This window comes from Dehalococcoidia bacterium (assembly GCA_021295915.1).
Taxonomy (GTDB): domain Bacteria; phylum Chloroflexota; class Dehalococcoidia; order Lucifugimonadales; family UBA1123; genus VXRN01.
The window spans coordinates 29,626-45,495 of record JAGWBK010000026.1 but is presented as its reverse complement, the minus strand read 5'-3'; the positions used below and the strand labels follow the sequence as shown (position 1 = coordinate 45,495).

Sequence of the window (15,870 nt, the reverse complement as noted above, 5' to 3'; positions counted from 1 at the left end):
GAGGATCCCAACTAATCAGTCACCCTCGTGCTCCGCCCATGGGTCGTAGGAGCCGACGTTCCAGAGCTGGCCCTCTGGGTCGCGGACCGCGAAGAGGCTACCGCCGTATGACTGCTCCTCCAGTTCCATGACGATGTTGGCTCCGGCGTCTTTAACGCGCTGGTAGGAGACTTCGATGTCCTCGACGACGATGTAGGCGCTCTGGGTGAGGTCTCCGGTCGGTGTGGGCGCGACTACTGCGCCTTCGTCGTTCTCACGCTCGGAACCGAGCATGATCATGCCGCTGCCGAGCGTAAGCTGCGCGTGGGCGACTCCGCCTGTGCCATCAGGGACGACGAGGTGTCGCTCGAATCCCAAGACATCGCAGAGCCAGTCGATGGCAGCGTGGGCGTCGCGGTAGCGCATTCCGGGAACGATGTTAGATTGGTTCAAGGTCTCATCCCCAGAGGGTAATCTGTGCATGTAAGCTGGGGTATCGTAGACACTCAGCGGGGGTTCATATAGGTAAGTTGGGGCGCCAAACTTAACAACAGCGCGAGGAGACATGAATTTGAGCCAGGACATCTATCAAGTCGACGCCTTTACCAAGACACCGTTCGCCGGCAATCCGGCCGCCGTGTGCGTGCTGGCTGAGCCGGCTTCGGAGCAGTGGATGCAGGACGTGGCACGCGAGATGAACCTGTCGGAGACGGCGTTCCTCGTGGGCAGCGACGACGGCTACCAACTGCGCTGGTTCACGCCGCTGGTGGAAGTGTACCTGTGCGGCCATGCGACCCTCGCCAGCGCGCACGTGCTGTGGGAAACAGGCGAGGCAAATCGCGAAGGGACTCTCAGATTTCACACAAAGAGCGGCCTGCTATCGGCGAAGCGCGACGGCGATTGGATGGAGCTGGACTTCCCGGCGACGCCTGTGAGTCAGTGCGAGCCACCGGCAGGGCTCCTCGAGGCGTTCAATGAGTCCGCAGTGTTCGTCGGCAAGAGCATTTTCGACTACCTGGTGGAACTGTCCACTGAGGCAGAGGTGCGCGCGGCCGCGCCAAACATGGGCACACTTGCTCAAGTGGACACCCGGGGCGTCATGGTAACGAGCCGGTCCGACAGCCCCGAGTGCGACTTCGTGTCGCGCTTCTTCGCCCCTGCAACGGGCGTCGACGAAGACCCCGTGACCGGCTCGGCCCACTGCGCGCTCGGTCCGTACTGGATGGAACGCCTCGGCAAGGCCGAGCTTGCCGCGCGCCAGGTGTCAGCACGCGGTGGGGAGTTGCGCGTCCGCGTCGACGGCGACAGGGTCCGCATCGCGGGTCAGGCGGTGACGGTGATGCGGGCCACGCTGGTGTGAGGAGTACTGAATAAGCCTTACTTGTACGTGGACGATTCAGAGTCAGGAGGACGGCAATGCGGGAGTGGTTCGAGGACGAGACGTTCTGGGAAGAGCTGTATCCGTTCCTGTTCTCGGAGGGAAAGTTCGATGGCGCGGACGACGAGATAAGCAGCGTTCTCGATCTCGCGGGCCTGCAGAGTGGTGACGTTCTGGACCTGGCCTGCGGGCCGGGTCGACACGCGACCGCGCTCGCGAAGAGAGGGTTCCGTGTTACCGGCTTAGACCTTTCGCCGTTCCTGCTGCGAAAAGCAAAGGGTCTGGCCCATAAGGAGGGAGTCGGCATCGAATGGGTACAGGAGGACATGCGGAGCTTCGAGCGTCCTGAGACCTTCGATCTGGCCATCAGCCTATTCACGTCGTTTGGGTACTTCGACGACAGGCGGGAAGATGTTCAGGTGCTGCGCAACGTGTATCAGAGTCTCCGATACGGTGGTTCACTCGTCATGGAAATGGCCGGAAAGGAGTGCCTGGCAAGAGTCTTTGCGCCTACCGGATCTGAGAAGTTGCCGGACGGCCGGATACTTGTAGAACAGCGGCAAGTGGTAGACGACTGGTCTCGCATCAGGAACGAGTGGATCGTCATAGAGGGTGACACGGCTACCACATTCCAGTTAGAGGTAACTATCTACTCTGGCCAGGAGTTGAAGGACCGGTTGTACGAAGCAGGGTTCAATGAAGTGGCTCTATATGGTGGATTCGACCGGAGCGAGTATGGCCTGAACGCTCGTAGACTAGTCGCCGTCGCTCGGAAGTGAAGAGGTAACTCGCCAAGTGTTAAACGATCAGCGGGACACTTGATGGATAACAAGCTCTTCACGTCCGCCCCATCGCGAGCTAGTGGGAGCGACGGACACAGTCGTGGAATCAGGCAGCGTACGTGACCCAGTCCAAGTACTGGAGACCCGGCACGCAGATAGTCCAGTACGAGATGTGGGGTGAGTGGATCGTCCTGGCACGGCCCGTCACGGTCGTCGAGGATAGCTCGACTCACATCGCACTGTACTCTCACCCGATGACCCCTACAGTTACTCGCGTGATCGAGAATCGCTACGCCCTCGACGTATCCGAACGTATCGACATCTACATGCAAATGCCGAACTCGGGTTTTGGGGAGTTCAGGGAGCAGCCATCACCGGACAACCATGTCCTAACGCTGACTCCTCCGAATTCGTGGCATTCAGTCTGGCTGTTCTGGGACTCTGAGTGGCGGTTCAAGAACTGGTACGTGAACTTTCAAGCCCCGATTCGTCGGCTACGTCGTGGAATACAGGTCCATGACTATGCTCTCGACATTCTTGTACGTCCCGAAATGACTTGGTCGTGGAAAGACATGGACGAATTCGAGGAACTGATCGCGCGAGGATTCTTCACAGATGAGCAGTTATCGTCGATTCGGAACGAAGCCGATCGAATGATAACCACCATCGAGAGCAGGGGACGGCCTTTCAGCGATGACTGGGAGAAATGGCGACCAGACCAGCGCTGGCCAATTCCGACACTTCCCGAAGACTGGGCCAGACTAGGTTAAACAGCTCTTGAACTTCGACTGTAAGGAACTACTAGATCGCTAGGGTGTTGACCTCTACGCCTGCTCGGCGAAGTGGGGCTTGAGGTGTGGGTAGAGGCTTTGGTAGCGGTCGTAGGCATCCGCGTACGCGGTGGCGGTCTCTGGGCGTGGCTCGGCGCGGTCGAGGGGTGTGACCCACGCTTGGCAGGCACCTCTGACCGACGGGAATGCGCCGGAGCCTACTGCTGCAAGCACCGCGGCTCCGTATGGGGCGCCGCCTGACGGGCCGACGGTGACGACGGGTACGCTGAGAGCGTCGGCCTGCATCTGACGCCAGAAGGTGCTGCGCGCACCGCCGCCGACTGCCACGGCCTCGGTTGCGTCGACTCCAAGGTTCCTCATCAGTTCGAGCGAGTCCCGTAGAGCAAAGACCACTCCCTCCATCACGGCGCGCACGAGGTGGCCTCGATGATGCCCTGTGTGCATGCCGACAAAGGCTCCGCGCGCGTTCGAGTCGGCGTGAGGCGTGCGTTCGCCGGTCAGGTACGGCAGGAACGTCAGGCCGTCTGCTCCCGGTGGGACGCTGTTGGCCTCGGCGGTAAGCTCGTCGTACGTGGGCGGCGTAGCGTCGAGAGCAGACAGCGTCCGTCTGAACCAGTCGAAGGCCGCGCCTGCGGACAGGACGACTCCCATGAGGTACCAGGTGTCGTCGTCGGCGTGGTTGAACGAGTGGATGCGCATTCCGGGATCGACACTGGGCTGCTCGATTGGAGCGACCACCGCGCCGGAGGTGCCGATGGATGTCTGCAATGCGCCCTGCCCTACTACGCCAGATCCAACTGCGGCCGCGGCGTTGTCAGCGCCTCCCCCAACTACGGGTGTGCCCTGCCTCAGGCCGAGGGCCTCCGCGGCGGACGCGGTGAGTTCGCCGGTCACGCTTGCAGAGCCATGCACGGGCGGGAGTATCGAAGGGTCGAACTGCAGCGCTGTGATCATCTCATCCGACCAGCGACCCTGTTGCACGTCGAACAGCAGGGTGCCGGCAGCGTCGGAAGGCTCGGTGGCCTTCTCGCCGGTCAGGAGCAGGCGCACATAGTCCTTGGGCAGCAGGACTGAGCGGGTCTGGGCGAATGTGTCGGGCTCCTCGTCGCGCACCCACAGCAGTTTGGGCGCGGTGAATCCCTCGAGAGCGGGATTGCCCACCAGCCTGCGCAGACCGTCCGTGCCAACCGTGTCGGTTATGGAGCGACACTGTGCGGTGGTGCGGACGTCGTTCCAGAGTATCGCGGGTCTCAGCACATGGTCTGATTCGTCGAGAAGCACCGAGCTGTGCATCTGCCCTGAAAGCCCGATCGAGCTGACTTCCCGCACGCCAGCCTGGTCGCACGCGGCCCTGACAGCGTTGACCGTACCCTGCCACCAATCGGACGGGTCCTGCTCCGCCCAGCCCGGCCTCGGAACCGACACCTCGAGGGGCGACTCGGCCTCTCCGACGACGGTCCCATGTTCATCTACGACAAGCGCCTTGACCGCGGTGGTGCCGATGTCTATTCCGAGGTAGTGGTGCGGCATGGTGTTTGTACCTTGATCCCTCATGCGTGAGTGGACACCTTTGTTTCTAGAACCGACTGTAATGGTACTGGATGTGAGACCGATCACTTGACTCAGCATAATACCTGACATGCGTAGCCCAACTTGACATTATTGCGATAGAATATCCTTACTGACCAACAATGTCAGAACATTAATGGGAATCGTTCGCAATTCCCTTCTCGAGAGCGGCTTAGGGGATCCCATGCAAGAGTATGAAGTTGGTGGCATTGATCCGAGACTGCTAGGTCGCCGAATCCAAGAAGCGCGGAAGGCGAGGGGGCTCACTCAGCAGGAGGTGGCGGACGCTCTTTCCCTGGCGCGAACGACGGTTACGGCCCTGGAGAAGGGCGAACGGCGGGTCCGCCCTGACGAGATAATAGATATGGTCGGTCTCTTCGGTAGAACGGTGAGTGACCTCGTCGGCTCCAGGGAACCGATATCGGACTTTGCCGTTCAGTTTCGCACTGCAATAGGAGCAGCTGGGTCGCGTCAGGCCCAAGAGGATATGTCTGAGGCTGTCAGAGAGTTCCAGACACTGTGTGAAGACTATCTGTACCTCGAAAACTTGAACGGGTCGACTCTTCGCCAAAATTACATCCCGGAGTATTCGATCAATGTCACTTCGCCTGAAGACTCGGCAGAAGACGTGGCGTCGGCGGAACGCAACAGATTGGGCCTTGGAGACGGACCGGTCCTGAACCTCAGAGAGATGCTTGAGAACGACGTCGCCATGCGCGTCTTCTCCATGAAACTGCCATCGCGAGTCGCTGGAATCTTCTCATACGCGCAGGAACTCGGGGGCTGCATCGCCGTAAATGCTCAGCACCCGGAGGAACGTCGCAGATGGTCGATGGCCCACGAATATGGACACTTCCTGACTAGCCGGTTCCACTCGGAGATTTCGATACTGGGTGTGTACAGGCGTGTTCCGGTACAGGAAAGATTCGCTGACGCTTTCGCTGGTTGCTTCCTCATGCCGGCAGCGGGTCTGAGACGCAGATTCAACGAGATGTCTCGGGCCGCGGCGGGCGAGGTGACCATGGCGGATGTAGTCCGTATCGCTGATTACTACTTCGTATCGATCGAGGCGGTTACACTGCGCCTGGAGGAGCTGCGCCTCCTTCCGGGAGGAACATGGGACAGGCTCAGGGACAGAGGGTTCAGGGTGCGAGAGGCCCAGGAGCAGTTGGGGCTGTCACGCCGCAACGACAGCGACCAGTTGCTCCCACTACGTTACCAATTCCTCGCTATCCGTTCTTATGAAGAGGGCCAGCTCACGGAGGGAGAGTTATCTCGACTTCTGAGGGTTGACCGGGTATCTGCAAGGCGGACAGTACAGAGGTTGACCCACACGCCGCACCTTTGTGATGAAGGAGACCTTGAATCGCTGTCCATCGACCTCACCGGCAGCCTCCTCGGATAGTAACCTCAAGGTGAACAGGCAACCGTGACTAACCCCACTGGGTGTCTTGTATTGGGCGCCAGTTGTCTCCTCAACCTGTATGCAACCGGGTGTCTCCGAGAGATCACCGTCGCAATCGACGTACGGCTCCAGGTAGTTCAGTATGTGCTCGAGCACGAAGCGATCTACACATGGATACCCAACACCGAAAGTGGACACGATGAGCCAGTACCCGTTGACGTATCTCCCCTGATAGCTGACGGTTTGATCCACGTCATCGACCTTGAACGCACTGTTGAACGGGCCACATTCGTCGAACTGGCTACCTTGGTTGACGACGGCGAGGCCGTGACCGGTGCACTCGCCTTCCATAGAGGATGCTCCGTGGCGACTGACGATCGCAAAGCCCGTCGGGTGTTTGGCGAACGCATTCCTTCTGTACAGCTAGTCTCCACTCTGGAACTTCTGAAACTGTGGGCCGACGTTGGTCACGTTACAGACACTGACTTGCGTACCGCCATGATCGCAATGCGGTCGGGAGCTAGCTATATTCCCAGGAGCAGGGATCCTCTCTTCGAGTGGTGGTCAGCGATCATAAGATAGTTTGATCTCACAGGGAGAGCAGTGACCGTTACGTGACGCCATAGAAAGACATGTCTGTTCTGAGACTGGGGCAGTTTGGTGGGTGAACGAAGACCTGCGGGCGAGACGCCCGCGCTCCAATCACTTACCGCCCGGTTCCAGAGATTGGGGCAGTTTGGAGGGCAGTGTTTTCACCCTCACCCTAGCCCTCTCCCTGAGGGAGAGGGGATAATTGGGTATCCTTCTACCTTCCGGATCCCCTTGACAGTGGCGGGTGCCTTGGCTACTGTTCAATGTAGGGGTAGTTACCTCAGGAGGATGGCATGAAGAAGGCGTATGAGCTTCTGAAGAAGTTTTCGGCCAGCAAGATTGCGGCTGGAATGGCCGTCTTCGCGTTCGTGTACATGATCCGGGGCACCGGCGCCGCTGGCGTCTGCCCGTTCTGTGGCGGCACCGGCTTCCATCCCTGGGAGTGGGGAGGATTCGGAGGCATCTAGCCCTCGTCCCCAGCCTCCAACTAGCTCCTTGCGGCCCTCACCTTTTCGAGCATCACGGGCGGCAATGGAAATACCCAGCCTCTGTTCGTGATGATCTCACGCGTCAGTGCAGCGGGGACCGCCACGATTATCTCCGGCTCTATGGAGAATCTGCCGTCGAACCCTCCTAACGCGCTCCTCGCGTGGATTCCGGCAAATCCGCCTGCGTCGACGCCGTTCTCGGCATAGCTACTTTGCGGTCCGCCAAAGACCGAGTGCCACCTGAATGAGAAGCCGTTCGTGACAGCGGGCGCGGCACTGCTTGCTCCGCCACCCGGAGAGACCACCATGCCCAGCGCCTTCACGGTGTACAGGACGTCGTTGAGGTCGCCTTCACCGCCACAGCTCAGTGTCCAATGAAGCCTGCGGATCAGCACGTCGGCCGCATCCTGCGCTCCCTGGATGCCGTGCTGGATGCGCTCTCCGTCGTCGTTCATCGGAAGGGATCCGCCGGTCGTGCCGGACAGGTACACAAGGCCGCTCTCGTGGACGACAGCACCCGCTATTCCCGCTCCCTGCAGTGACACGACGTCCTCGTCGAAGCTGCCGAGCGGAATGCCGATCTCACGTATCCGGTCGTAGACGTCGTGGCTGCGTCGGAGCTCGTCGGGCAGCAGCGCTTCATCGTAGAACTTGCTCATGTTCGATTCCTCCTAGAATTAAGACGGAAGTGTTAGCTTACGCGCACGTACTTGTCCACGCTGTGGCTTGTCGTCAGTCCGAGATATATGTCGCCCTGGGAGTCGACCCATAGGCCGTGGGCGTGGCGAAGAAGGTCCCATCGGGCCAGCACCTCGCCGTCGCCGTCCCGGATGGTGAGGCGTGAGGGATTGTCGTCGGCGGCCTGCTCGCAGATGTAGAAGTTACCGTCCGAGCCCTGCGATATGTCATTCGGCCCACCCATGCCGGTCCACATGGTGATGAATTCGCCGTCGCCGTCGAATATCTGGATGCGGCGATTGGCGCGGTCGCAGACGTAGACCTTCTCGTCTGCATCCACCATCAGGCTGTGCGGCAGGTGGAACTCGCCCGGCGCTGAGCTCCCCGGCGTTCCCCAGGACTTGATGAACTCGCCATCTCCGGTGAACTTGTGAATCCTGCTGTTTCGGTAGCCGTCGGAGACGTAGATGCTGCCGGAGGGACCCTTCACCATCTCGGTGGGATAGTTGAACGGCCCGGCGGCCCGGGGGACCATGTCGCCGGGTCCCTCGCATCCTGTGTCGGAGTGAACGCCGCGTTCTCCGATCACCAACAGTGGCCTGCCCTCCAGGGTGTATGACACGGCGACGGAGTCGTCGCGGTCGGTCAGATAGACAACGTCGTCGCTGATGCTCATGCCGTGCGGAGAGTTGAAGGCGCCGTGTCCCCATGCGTTCAGATAGTTGCCTTCTTTGTCGAAGACGACCACGGGGGGATCCGTCCTCTGAAAGACGTAGAGCCTGTCCCGCGAGTCGGTAGCGACAGTGCTGACTACATCGAAAGCCTCACCGTCGGGAAGCTTGGGGAAGTCCTGGGCGAGTTCAAACGTGAGGGTATCTGTGCCAACGGAAGTCATGAGTCATCCCCCAGGGTCAGGTGAATCAGGCGGAGAGTGTCGAACGCCGTAGAGTGTAGCACTGGATTGGGGACTAGGCTATTCGGCGCGGCAGGACTCGGCTTTCAGGCGGTCATGGGGATGCTGGTGGCGGTGGCCGCGTACGTTACGATCATCGTCTCTGCAGTATTCCAGTTGGCGCTCACCGCAAAGCTCTCTGTGCTGCGGCGCATCATTACCCCGACCGTGTCCGGCACCAGAAGTACCACAACGTGGATATTGTCACTGTCCGGGTGGAAGGGTCGAGACACGTTCACTCGGAGAGCCTGAGTGAAGTAGGATAGGGTCATCCCCGCAAGCACATCGGTGCGCAGCAATGGAGACCCGACATGACTACCGATATTCCACACGAAGTACATGGTGACGAACTCCCGCAGCGGGTGACGCCACGCACAATAGCCGTCGACTGCGAGCACGTCGAGAAGATGCTCCACAAGGGGACTCGCGAGCAGTTCGTGATCTACTGCGACGAGCCGGAACGGATGGGTGGAGAGGACGCCTATCCCCCACCGCTGACGTACATAACCTCCGGCATCGGGTTTTGACTGCTAACCCAGTTGAAGCGGTACGCTACAATGAGAAAACTCCCGATCACCAAGGCCCGCGTCCACGTTGAAATGGACTACTACCTGTCCGGCTCTGTGCTGGCTGGAACGGTCACCAGCGGGGTTACCGAGGTCCACTCCGAGTTCGAAGTTGTCTCGGACGCTCCCGAGGAAGAGGTAGCCTACGTCATTCGCCTCGCGAAGCAGGGTTGCTTTGCCGAGAGGCTTGTGGAGACCGCCGTGCCCATAAAGAGCACGCTCAAGCTCAACGGCAAAGAGGCGACAAGCTACCTGGAGTGAGGTTCAGGGATGGCTGCTGAAGAGAGGGTCGTCTGCGAGACGCCCACTCCGGGTAAGAAGCCGACACGAATCCACAAGTGGAAGTACGACCTGCTTAGAGGTGTCATCCTGGACATCGTCGGCGGCAGCTCTGAGGGCGTGGAGTTCAGGGACCTGCCTGGACTTGTCGAGGGGCGGCTCAGTCCTGAGCAGCTGTCGGACCTCGGCTCTGTTTCCTGGTACACGACCTGTGTGAAGCTCGACATGGAGGTCAAGGGGGACATTGCGAGGGTGGCTGGGGCCAGGCGGCAGAGGCTGCGGGTGGCTGGGTAGATTCAGGCGGGGTTTTCACCCTCACCCCAGCCCTCTCCCATCAAGGGAGAGGGGGCAGTTGAGTGCGGGCTAGGATTCACCCTCACCCTGAACCTATCCCATCAAGGGCTTATAGGGGTATGTGTCACAAACCGTCATTCCCGCGGAAGCGGGAATCCAGGGGCCGGGGGTGTCCTTCGACAAGCTCAGGACGAACGAGTTGTCGGTTTACCTACCCTGTAAGCCCATCAAGGGAGAGGGGGCTGATGGATGCGGGCGGGACGCCCGCGCTCCCGGGTATGGACCTGGTACAGGCGGTCGTGGTGCGGAAATGTGCGGTCACGGGGTATAATCCGATTGATGGCCGTCGTGACTGTGGGCAGTTGCCAGTCGCGCGGGCATTTCTGACCATCACGCACCAGGAGACATGCTTATGTCCAGCAACGAATTGTCACAGATGGCACACCTCATGCGGAGAGCAGGGTTCGGGGCCACGCGGGACGAACTCGAGCGTCTAGTCGCCGCTGGCTACGAGGCGACCGTAGAGGACCTGCTTCATCCCGAGGCTCACGAGCCGGTGGACATCTACCAGTTCCTACGCTACTACCACTTCCAGTGGAAGCCAGGCACCCTCGGGGGTATCGGCCAGACCGGCTGGGTGTGGCGCATGATCAACACCGAGACTCCACTCCAGGAGAAGATGTGTCTCTTCTGGCACCAGATCTTCGCGACGGGAGTATCGAAGGTCGACCACTACGACGAGATCACCGACATGATCGACATCTTCCGCGAGAAGGGACTCGGCAAGTACCGGGACCTGCTCCTGAAGGTCTCCAGGAATCCCGCGATGCTGTTCTGGCTGGACAACCACGAGAACCACGCCACGGCGATCAACGAGAACTGGGGCCGTGAGCTTCTAGAGCTCTTCACCATGGGAGTCGGCAACTACACCGAAGAGGACGTGTACGAGTGCTCTCGCGCCTTCACGGGCTGGACGATGACGCCCAAGCTGCCGCGGTTCCACATGGGACGCTGGGACTGGTACTTCGAGTACCGCCCCGACGACCACGACGACGGCGAGAAGAACTTCCTGGGACACACCGGCAACTTCAACGGCGAGGACATCATAGACATCGTGCTGGCGCATCCCGCTACGGCGAGGTTCATCGCCCGGCACATGTACAGCTTCTTCGTCGCCGACGAAGTCCAGGTGCCCGCGTGGGAGCATACCCCGCCACGCGATCCTGCAGCCATCGAGGTGCTCGCAAATGCGCTGACCGAGTCGGACTTCGACATCGAGCATACGCTGCGGGTGCTGTTCAACTCCGACTTCTTCAAGGAAGCCCAGTTCACCAAGGTCAAGAACCCGACCGAGGTTGTCATCGGCACGCTGAGGATGGTCGGCGGCGCGGAGCTAGCCGGTCCCGAGACATTCGACTACTCCAACCACATCACGTACATGGGGCAGGAGCTGCTCAACCCTCCGAGCGTGGAGGGCTGGCACTCGGGCGTCGAGTGGATCAACAGCGGCTCTCTGATGAAGCGCGCCAACTTCGTCGCCGACATGGTCAGAGAGTTAGACCGCCCCGGAGTCAGCGCGATCATTGATCGGGTGAAGACCTCGGGCGCGTCGCCGGAGTCGGCTGTCGATACGTGCCTGGACCTGCTCGGTCCCATGGTGGTGAAGGACGAGACCCGCGAGGAGCTGATAGAGCACGCCTCGACCAACGGTGACTTCACATGGGACGACGCCAACGAGGCGGATTCGGCCCGGCGGGTGGCTGAGCTGCTTCAGTTGATAGTTGCCACGAGGGAGTACCAGTTCGCTTAGGAAATACGACCGTCGTTCCGGCGGAGGTTGGGACCCAGGGGGTGGGGATGTCCTTCGACAAGCTCAGGACGAACGAATTGCCAGTTTACCTACCCCTCCCAGCCCCCAGGGAGAGGGGGTCAGTTGAGTGAGTTTCAATCGCAATAGCTGGATCTGCACACCCCTTCCAGTCCTTAGCGAGAGAGGGTTATTCAGATCAAGGACCAGGAATCAGACCAATGATGCTAACGAAGATAGTTGGAGAACGAGTCTACGACTTCAGCCACGTGGTGGGTGGTCGCGACCAGGTTATGGGTCCGCTCGCGGTGGCGTTCGGCCGGGACAATGAGATGTACGCGGTCGTGTCCGCACTTGGCGGCGGTCGCGGGATAACGAAGTACACGGTCGGGCTCTACCCAGGCGAGGAAGAGATGGTCCAGCGCATCGGGGAGTCTGGACAAGGACCCGGGCAGCTGATGTGGACCTCGGGCATCGCGCTCGACTCGGACTACAACATCTACGTCACAGATGCCATGACCGATCGGATATCAGTGTTCTCGGAAGGCGGCGAGTTCCTCCGCTCGTTCGGTTCGTCGGGCGACGGCGAGGTCCAGTTCAGCAGGCCGTCGGGCATCACGATCGACCAAGACGACAACCTGCTGGTCGTGGACACCATGAACCACCGTGTCCAGAAGCTCAGTCGCGATGGCCGCTACCTGTCCGAGTGGGGCAGCGAAGGGTCTGATCCCGGCCAGTTCAGGGCTCCCTGGGGCATCACGACCGACGCAGACGGCTGCATCTACGTCGCCGACCACCTGAACCACCGCATCCAGAAGTTCGACGCGGACGCCGTGTTCATGTTCGAGCTGGGCAGTAAGGGCTCTGGCGACTACGAGTTCGATCACCCGTCGGACGTCGCCATCGACCCGGACGGTGACATCTACGTGTGCGACTGGGCCAACCACAGGGTGCAGGCATTCACCGCCGACCGCGAATACGTCACGACGTTCATCGGCGATGCGCAGGAGCTGTCGAAGTGGCAGCTGGAGTATGTCCGCTCCAACCCGGACGTGTACAAGGCGCGACGCCGCGTATACACGCTGGAGCCGGAGTGGCGCTTCGCACTGCCCTCAGCGGTCGAGTTCGACAGTCGCAACTCCAGGCTGATGGTGGCCGACACCCAGCGCTGGCGCATCCAGATCTACAACAAGCTCCACGACTACGACGACCCGCAGTTCAATATTTGAGGGTCTAAGTCACCCCTTGGCCTTCATGAGCCAGGGTTGGTCTTTGGCTGGGCTTGTGAGCCAGGTCTCTACTTCGGACTGGTGTTCGGCGGGGACCTCGACTCCGAGGCCATCGGCGAGGCGGGTCATGAAGTTGAACGTGCATGTGATCAGCACGACGGACAGAATCTGCTCGTCGGTCAGGCCGTGATCTCTGAGCGCTATGACATCGGACTCTTCCATGGCGGCCGGCTCGCGTGTGAGCTTGGTAGCGAAGTCCAGCATGGCCCTGGTCACGGGGTCCAGGTCGGCGTTCCTGTAGTCGTGCATTACGTGACTCGCCAGTTCGGGATCGTCCGAGACGTTACGGAGCAACGCCCCGTGAGACATCGTTCAATATCGGCACTCGTTCTGGACGGACACCACGGCAGCTATCGCCTCTTCCTGCGTTCGACTGAGCGAAGACGATCCGAAAGTTATGGCGCCGTTCAGGTTGCTAACGGCCTTCATCGCACTGGGGTTGACGGACATGACGTTGATGACATTGGCCGGGTGCAGTCGTTCTTCGGCTTCACGTATCCATGACATGGTGGGGTCCTCCCTGCTCTACTCTCTGGTCAGGTGGGTCAGGTGATACAGACATGTGTGGGATGCGATTCAAGCTCTACCTACATTGTACCGCTCGCATCGAGTGAGAGCATTTCGAATAGTGGCGGCTGGCCAGCTTTGTGTAACACTTTGTTCACGAGTCGGTAATAGACTTTTTACCTCTGCGAAATAACTTTGTAAAACTTTTCACATACCCTGATACGTGAAGCATTATTCCTGCATCAGAGTATGACCACAGAGACCGAAGCACCAAAGAAGACCACGGCCACCCACTGCCCATACTGCGCTTTCCAGTGCGGGATGAACATCTCTGGCAGTCTCGAGCAGGCCGTCGTCACGGGCAATGAGGCCTTCCCCGTCAACAAGGGCGCTCTGTGTGTAAAGGGCTGGACTGCGGCGGAGACGCTCTCCCACCCCGAACGGCTGCGCACCCCCCTGATTCGCACCTCGGACGGTCAACTGAGGTCGGCGAGCTGGGAAGCTGCGATGGACCACATCGAGGCGGCCATCAGGGAATCGCAGTCGAAGTACGGCCCCGAGTCGGTCGGGATGTTCGGCGGCGGTTCTCTCACCAACGAGAAGGCATACCTGATGGGCAAGTTCGCACGGGTCGCCCTCAGGACACCCAACATCGACTACAACGGGCGGTTCTGCATGTCCTCGGCAGCCGCGGCTTCGATCAGGGCCTTTGGAATCGACAGGGGACTTCCCTTCCCAGTGGAAGACATCGCTGGGGCGAAGACCATCCTGCTCGTCGGCAGCAACGCAGCCGAGACGATGCCCCCCATAATGCAATACTTTGAGAGGCAGCGCGCGGCAGGCGGCAGACTGATAGTTGCTGACCCCCGTCTGACTCCCACGGCGCAGAAGGCCGACCTTCACCTTCAGCTCACCCCCGGCACCGACGCAGCACTGGCCAACGGGCTGCTCCACGTCATGATCGTCGAAGGGCTGATCGACGAAGACTACATAAGAGAGCACACTACGGACTTCGAGCTTGCGAAGGCGAGTGCGGGATCGTACTGGCCTGACAGGGTCGAGCGCATCACCGGCGTACCGGAGATGCAGATAGTCTGCGCAGCGCGGATGCTGGGCGAGTCCCGTTCCTCGGCGATGATACTCACCGCGAGGGGAGCCGAGCAGCAGGCGCAGGGAGTCAACAACACACTTTCGTACATCAACATCGCGCTCGGGCTGGGGCTGGTCGGCAGGCCGAACAGCGGATACGGCTGTCTCACGGGACAGGGAAACGGCCAGGGCGGACGGGAGCATGGACAGAAGTCCGACCAGCTGCCCGGATACAGGCTACTCGCCGATCCCGAGGCTCGCCGTCACGTCTCCGACGTGTGGGGAGTGCCCGAGTCGGAACTGCCGATGCCCGGGCCATCAGCGTATGAACTGCTCGACTCGCTTGGCCATGAGGGGGCCGTTCGCTCGCTCATGGTATTCGGCTCCAACGTGGTCGTGTCAGCGCCGAACGTCCTGAACGTGGAGGCGAAACTTCGCTCCCTGGACTTCCTGGTAGTCGGTGACTTCTTCATGTCGGAGACGGCGGAACTCGCCGACGTGGTGCTTCCCACGGCGCAGTGGGCCGAGGAAGAGGGAACGATGACCAACCTGGAGGGGCGCGTCATCCTGCGCCGCAGGGCTTTCGATCCCATTCCCGGTGCGAGGGACGAGATCGAGATTCTGTCCGACCTCGCGAATCGTCTCGGACGCGGCAGGTACTTCGACTTTGAGAGTCCCGAGGAGATATTCGACGAGCTGCGACGCGCCAGCGCCGGAGGTCCGGCGGACTACTCGGGAATCAGCTACGAGAAGATCGAGAAATCCGGAGGCGTGTTCTGGCCCTGCCCGGACGAGGCGCATCCCGGCACGCCGAGGATGTTCGTCGACGGCTTCCCGACTCCCGACGGTCGCGCACGGTTCCACTCCACCGGATACAGTCCGTCCGCCGAGATGCCGGATGCCAAGTACCCGCTCTTCCTGACTACGGGACGGGTGATGGCACAGTACCAGTCGGGTACGCAGACACGCAGGATAGGAGAGCTGAGGCGCATCGCCCCCAGCCCTCTCGCGGAGATACACCCTTCAACTGCACGGTCGTACGGTCTTGCTGAGGGCGCAAATATAACTCTAACCACCCGGCGCGGGTCCGCCGACTTCAGGGTGCGGCTAAGCCCGGGCATTCGGCACGACACAGTGTTCGTGCCATTTCACTGGGGCGGTCGGAAGGCCGCCAACAGGCTTACCAATCACGCGCTCGACCCGATAAGCCGCATGCCGGAGTTCAAGGTGTGTGCTGTGAGGGTCGATACGCCTGAACGTAATCATGATCCAACTTAGCGAATTAACAGGGGTGGGTGTTCGTGTTTTTCACCCTCACCCCCGGATCAAGTCCGGGGCAGGCTCTAACCCTCTCCCTGAGGGAGCTGACAGGGGTAGGTATTCGCAAACCGTCATTCCGGCGAAGGCCGGAATCCAGGGGATGGGG

At 60.5% G+C, this 15,870-nt stretch carries 19 protein-coding genes; 12 read left to right on the top strand and 7 right to left on the bottom strand.

Annotated features, from left to right (window positions below; translation table 11 throughout):
- Nucleotides 1–15: 15 nt before the first annotated feature.
- Nucleotides 16–462 carry a VOC family protein gene (locus J4G14_09360; protein ID MCE2458007.1) on the bottom strand — a complete coding sequence of 149 codons (447 nt, stop codon included), beginning with the start codon at nucleotides 460–462 and terminating at the stop codon, nucleotides 16–18.
- A gap of 82 nt (nucleotides 463–544) precedes the next feature.
- Between J4G14_09360 and J4G14_09355 the strand changes: the two genes are divergently transcribed.
- The 3 genes from J4G14_09355 to J4G14_09345 all read left to right on the top strand — a co-directional run bounded on the left by J4G14_09355 (nucleotide 545) and on the right by J4G14_09345 (nucleotide 2,909).
- The gene (locus J4G14_09355) at nucleotides 545–1,339 is read left to right on the top strand and encodes a PhzF family phenazine biosynthesis protein (GenBank protein ID MCE2458006.1); all 795 of its coding nucleotides are present in this window, start codon (nucleotides 545–547) and stop codon (nucleotides 1,337–1,339) included.
- Between the two features lie 56 nt (nucleotides 1,340–1,395).
- Nucleotides 1,396–2,136 (top strand): class I SAM-dependent methyltransferase, encoded by a 741-nt coding sequence (locus tag J4G14_09350; GenBank protein MCE2458005.1) that lies wholly within the window; start codon nucleotides 1,396–1,398, stop codon nucleotides 2,134–2,136.
- Between the two features lie 122 nt (nucleotides 2,137–2,258).
- Nucleotides 2,259–2,909, top strand: a complete 651-nt coding sequence (locus tag J4G14_09345) for a DUF402 domain-containing protein (GenBank protein MCE2458004.1) — start codon at nucleotides 2,259–2,261, stop codon at nucleotides 2,907–2,909.
- Between the two features lie 54 nt (nucleotides 2,910–2,963).
- On the opposite strand, the gene xylB is transcribed toward J4G14_09345, so the two are convergent.
- Nucleotides 2,964–4,460 (bottom strand): xylulokinase, encoded by a 1,497-nt coding sequence (gene xylB / locus J4G14_09340; GenBank protein ID MCE2458003.1) that lies wholly within the window; start codon nucleotides 4,458–4,460, stop codon nucleotides 2,964–2,966.
- A gap of 223 nt (nucleotides 4,461–4,683) precedes the next feature.
- Between xylB and J4G14_09335 the strand changes: the two genes are divergently transcribed.
- The 3 genes from J4G14_09335 to J4G14_09325 all read left to right on the top strand — a co-directional run bounded on the left by J4G14_09335 (nucleotide 4,684) and on the right by J4G14_09325 (nucleotide 6,962).
- Nucleotides 4,684–5,904 carry an ImmA/IrrE family metallo-endopeptidase gene (locus J4G14_09335; protein MCE2458002.1) on the top strand — a complete coding sequence of 407 codons (1,221 nt, stop codon included), beginning with the start codon at nucleotides 4,684–4,686 and terminating at the stop codon, nucleotides 5,902–5,904.
- A 51-nt stretch (nucleotides 5,905–5,955) separates the two neighbouring features.
- A complete protein-coding gene (locus tag J4G14_09330; GenBank protein MCE2458001.1) occupies nucleotides 5,956–6,486 on the top strand; it encodes a hypothetical protein in 531 nt (176 codons plus the stop codon).
- Between the two features lie 302 nt (nucleotides 6,487–6,788).
- Entirely contained in the window at nucleotides 6,789–6,962 is a 174-nt protein-coding gene (locus J4G14_09325) for a hypothetical protein (GenBank protein MCE2458000.1), read from the top strand.
- Nucleotides 6,963–6,982: 20 nt separating this feature from the next.
- On the opposite strand, the gene J4G14_09320 is transcribed toward J4G14_09325, so the two are convergent.
- From J4G14_09320 to J4G14_09310, 3 genes are all read right to left on the bottom strand, one after another.
- Entirely contained in the window at nucleotides 6,983–7,642 is a 660-nt protein-coding gene (locus J4G14_09320; GenBank protein ID MCE2457999.1) for a hypothetical protein, read from the bottom strand.
- A 32-nt stretch (nucleotides 7,643–7,674) separates the two neighbouring features.
- Entirely contained in the window at nucleotides 7,675–8,556 is an 882-nt protein-coding gene (locus tag J4G14_09315) for a 6-bladed beta-propeller (GenBank protein MCE2457998.1), read from the bottom strand.
- 104 nt (nucleotides 8,557–8,660) lie between these two features.
- Nucleotides 8,661–8,912: a hypothetical protein gene (locus J4G14_09310; protein ID MCE2457997.1), complete on the bottom strand. Its 252-nt coding sequence runs from the start codon at nucleotides 8,910–8,912 to the stop codon at nucleotides 8,661–8,663.
- Nucleotides 8,913–8,924: 12 nt separating this feature from the next.
- On the opposite strand from J4G14_09310, the gene J4G14_09305 reads away from it, so the two are divergent.
- The 5 genes from J4G14_09305 (at nucleotide 8,925) to J4G14_09285 (ending at nucleotide 12,788) form a co-directional block, all read left to right on the top strand.
- Nucleotides 8,925–9,140, top strand: coding sequence for a hypothetical protein (locus tag J4G14_09305; protein MCE2457996.1), 216 nt, complete (start codon nucleotides 8,925–8,927; stop codon nucleotides 9,138–9,140).
- 30 nt (nucleotides 9,141–9,170) lie between these two features.
- Nucleotides 9,171–9,440 (top strand): OsmC family protein, encoded by a 270-nt coding sequence (locus J4G14_09300; GenBank protein MCE2457995.1) that lies wholly within the window; start codon nucleotides 9,171–9,173, stop codon nucleotides 9,438–9,440.
- 9 nt (nucleotides 9,441–9,449) lie between these two features.
- The gene (locus J4G14_09295) at nucleotides 9,450–9,752 is read left to right on the top strand and encodes a hypothetical protein (GenBank protein MCE2457994.1); all 303 of its coding nucleotides are present in this window, start codon (nucleotides 9,450–9,452) and stop codon (nucleotides 9,750–9,752) included.
- Nucleotides 9,753–10,164: 412 nt separating this feature from the next.
- On the top strand, nucleotides 10,165–11,562 hold the full coding sequence (locus J4G14_09290) for a DUF1800 domain-containing protein (GenBank protein MCE2457993.1): 1,398 nt from the start codon (nucleotides 10,165–10,167) through the stop codon (nucleotides 11,560–11,562).
- 218 nt (nucleotides 11,563–11,780) lie between these two features.
- Nucleotides 11,781–12,788, top strand: coding sequence for a 6-bladed beta-propeller (locus J4G14_09285; protein MCE2457992.1), 1,008 nt, complete (start codon nucleotides 11,781–11,783; stop codon nucleotides 12,786–12,788).
- Between the two features lie 9 nt (nucleotides 12,789–12,797).
- Here J4G14_09285 and J4G14_09280 read toward each other — a convergent pair whose 3' ends face one another.
- Nucleotides 12,798–13,157 carry a hypothetical protein gene (locus tag J4G14_09280; protein ID MCE2457991.1) on the bottom strand — a complete coding sequence of 120 codons (360 nt, stop codon included), beginning with the start codon at nucleotides 13,155–13,157 and terminating at the stop codon, nucleotides 12,798–12,800.
- A 3-nt stretch (nucleotides 13,158–13,160) separates the two neighbouring features.
- Complete coding sequence (locus J4G14_09275) at nucleotides 13,161–13,355, bottom strand: hypothetical protein (protein ID MCE2457990.1); 195 nt, start codon at nucleotides 13,353–13,355, stop codon at nucleotides 13,161–13,163.
- Between the two features lie 249 nt (nucleotides 13,356–13,604).
- Between J4G14_09275 and J4G14_09270 the strand changes: the two genes are divergently transcribed.
- Entirely contained in the window at nucleotides 13,605–15,722 is a 2,118-nt protein-coding gene (locus J4G14_09270; protein ID MCE2457989.1) for a molybdopterin oxidoreductase family protein, read from the top strand.
- Nucleotides 15,723–15,870 lie beyond the last annotated feature (148 nt).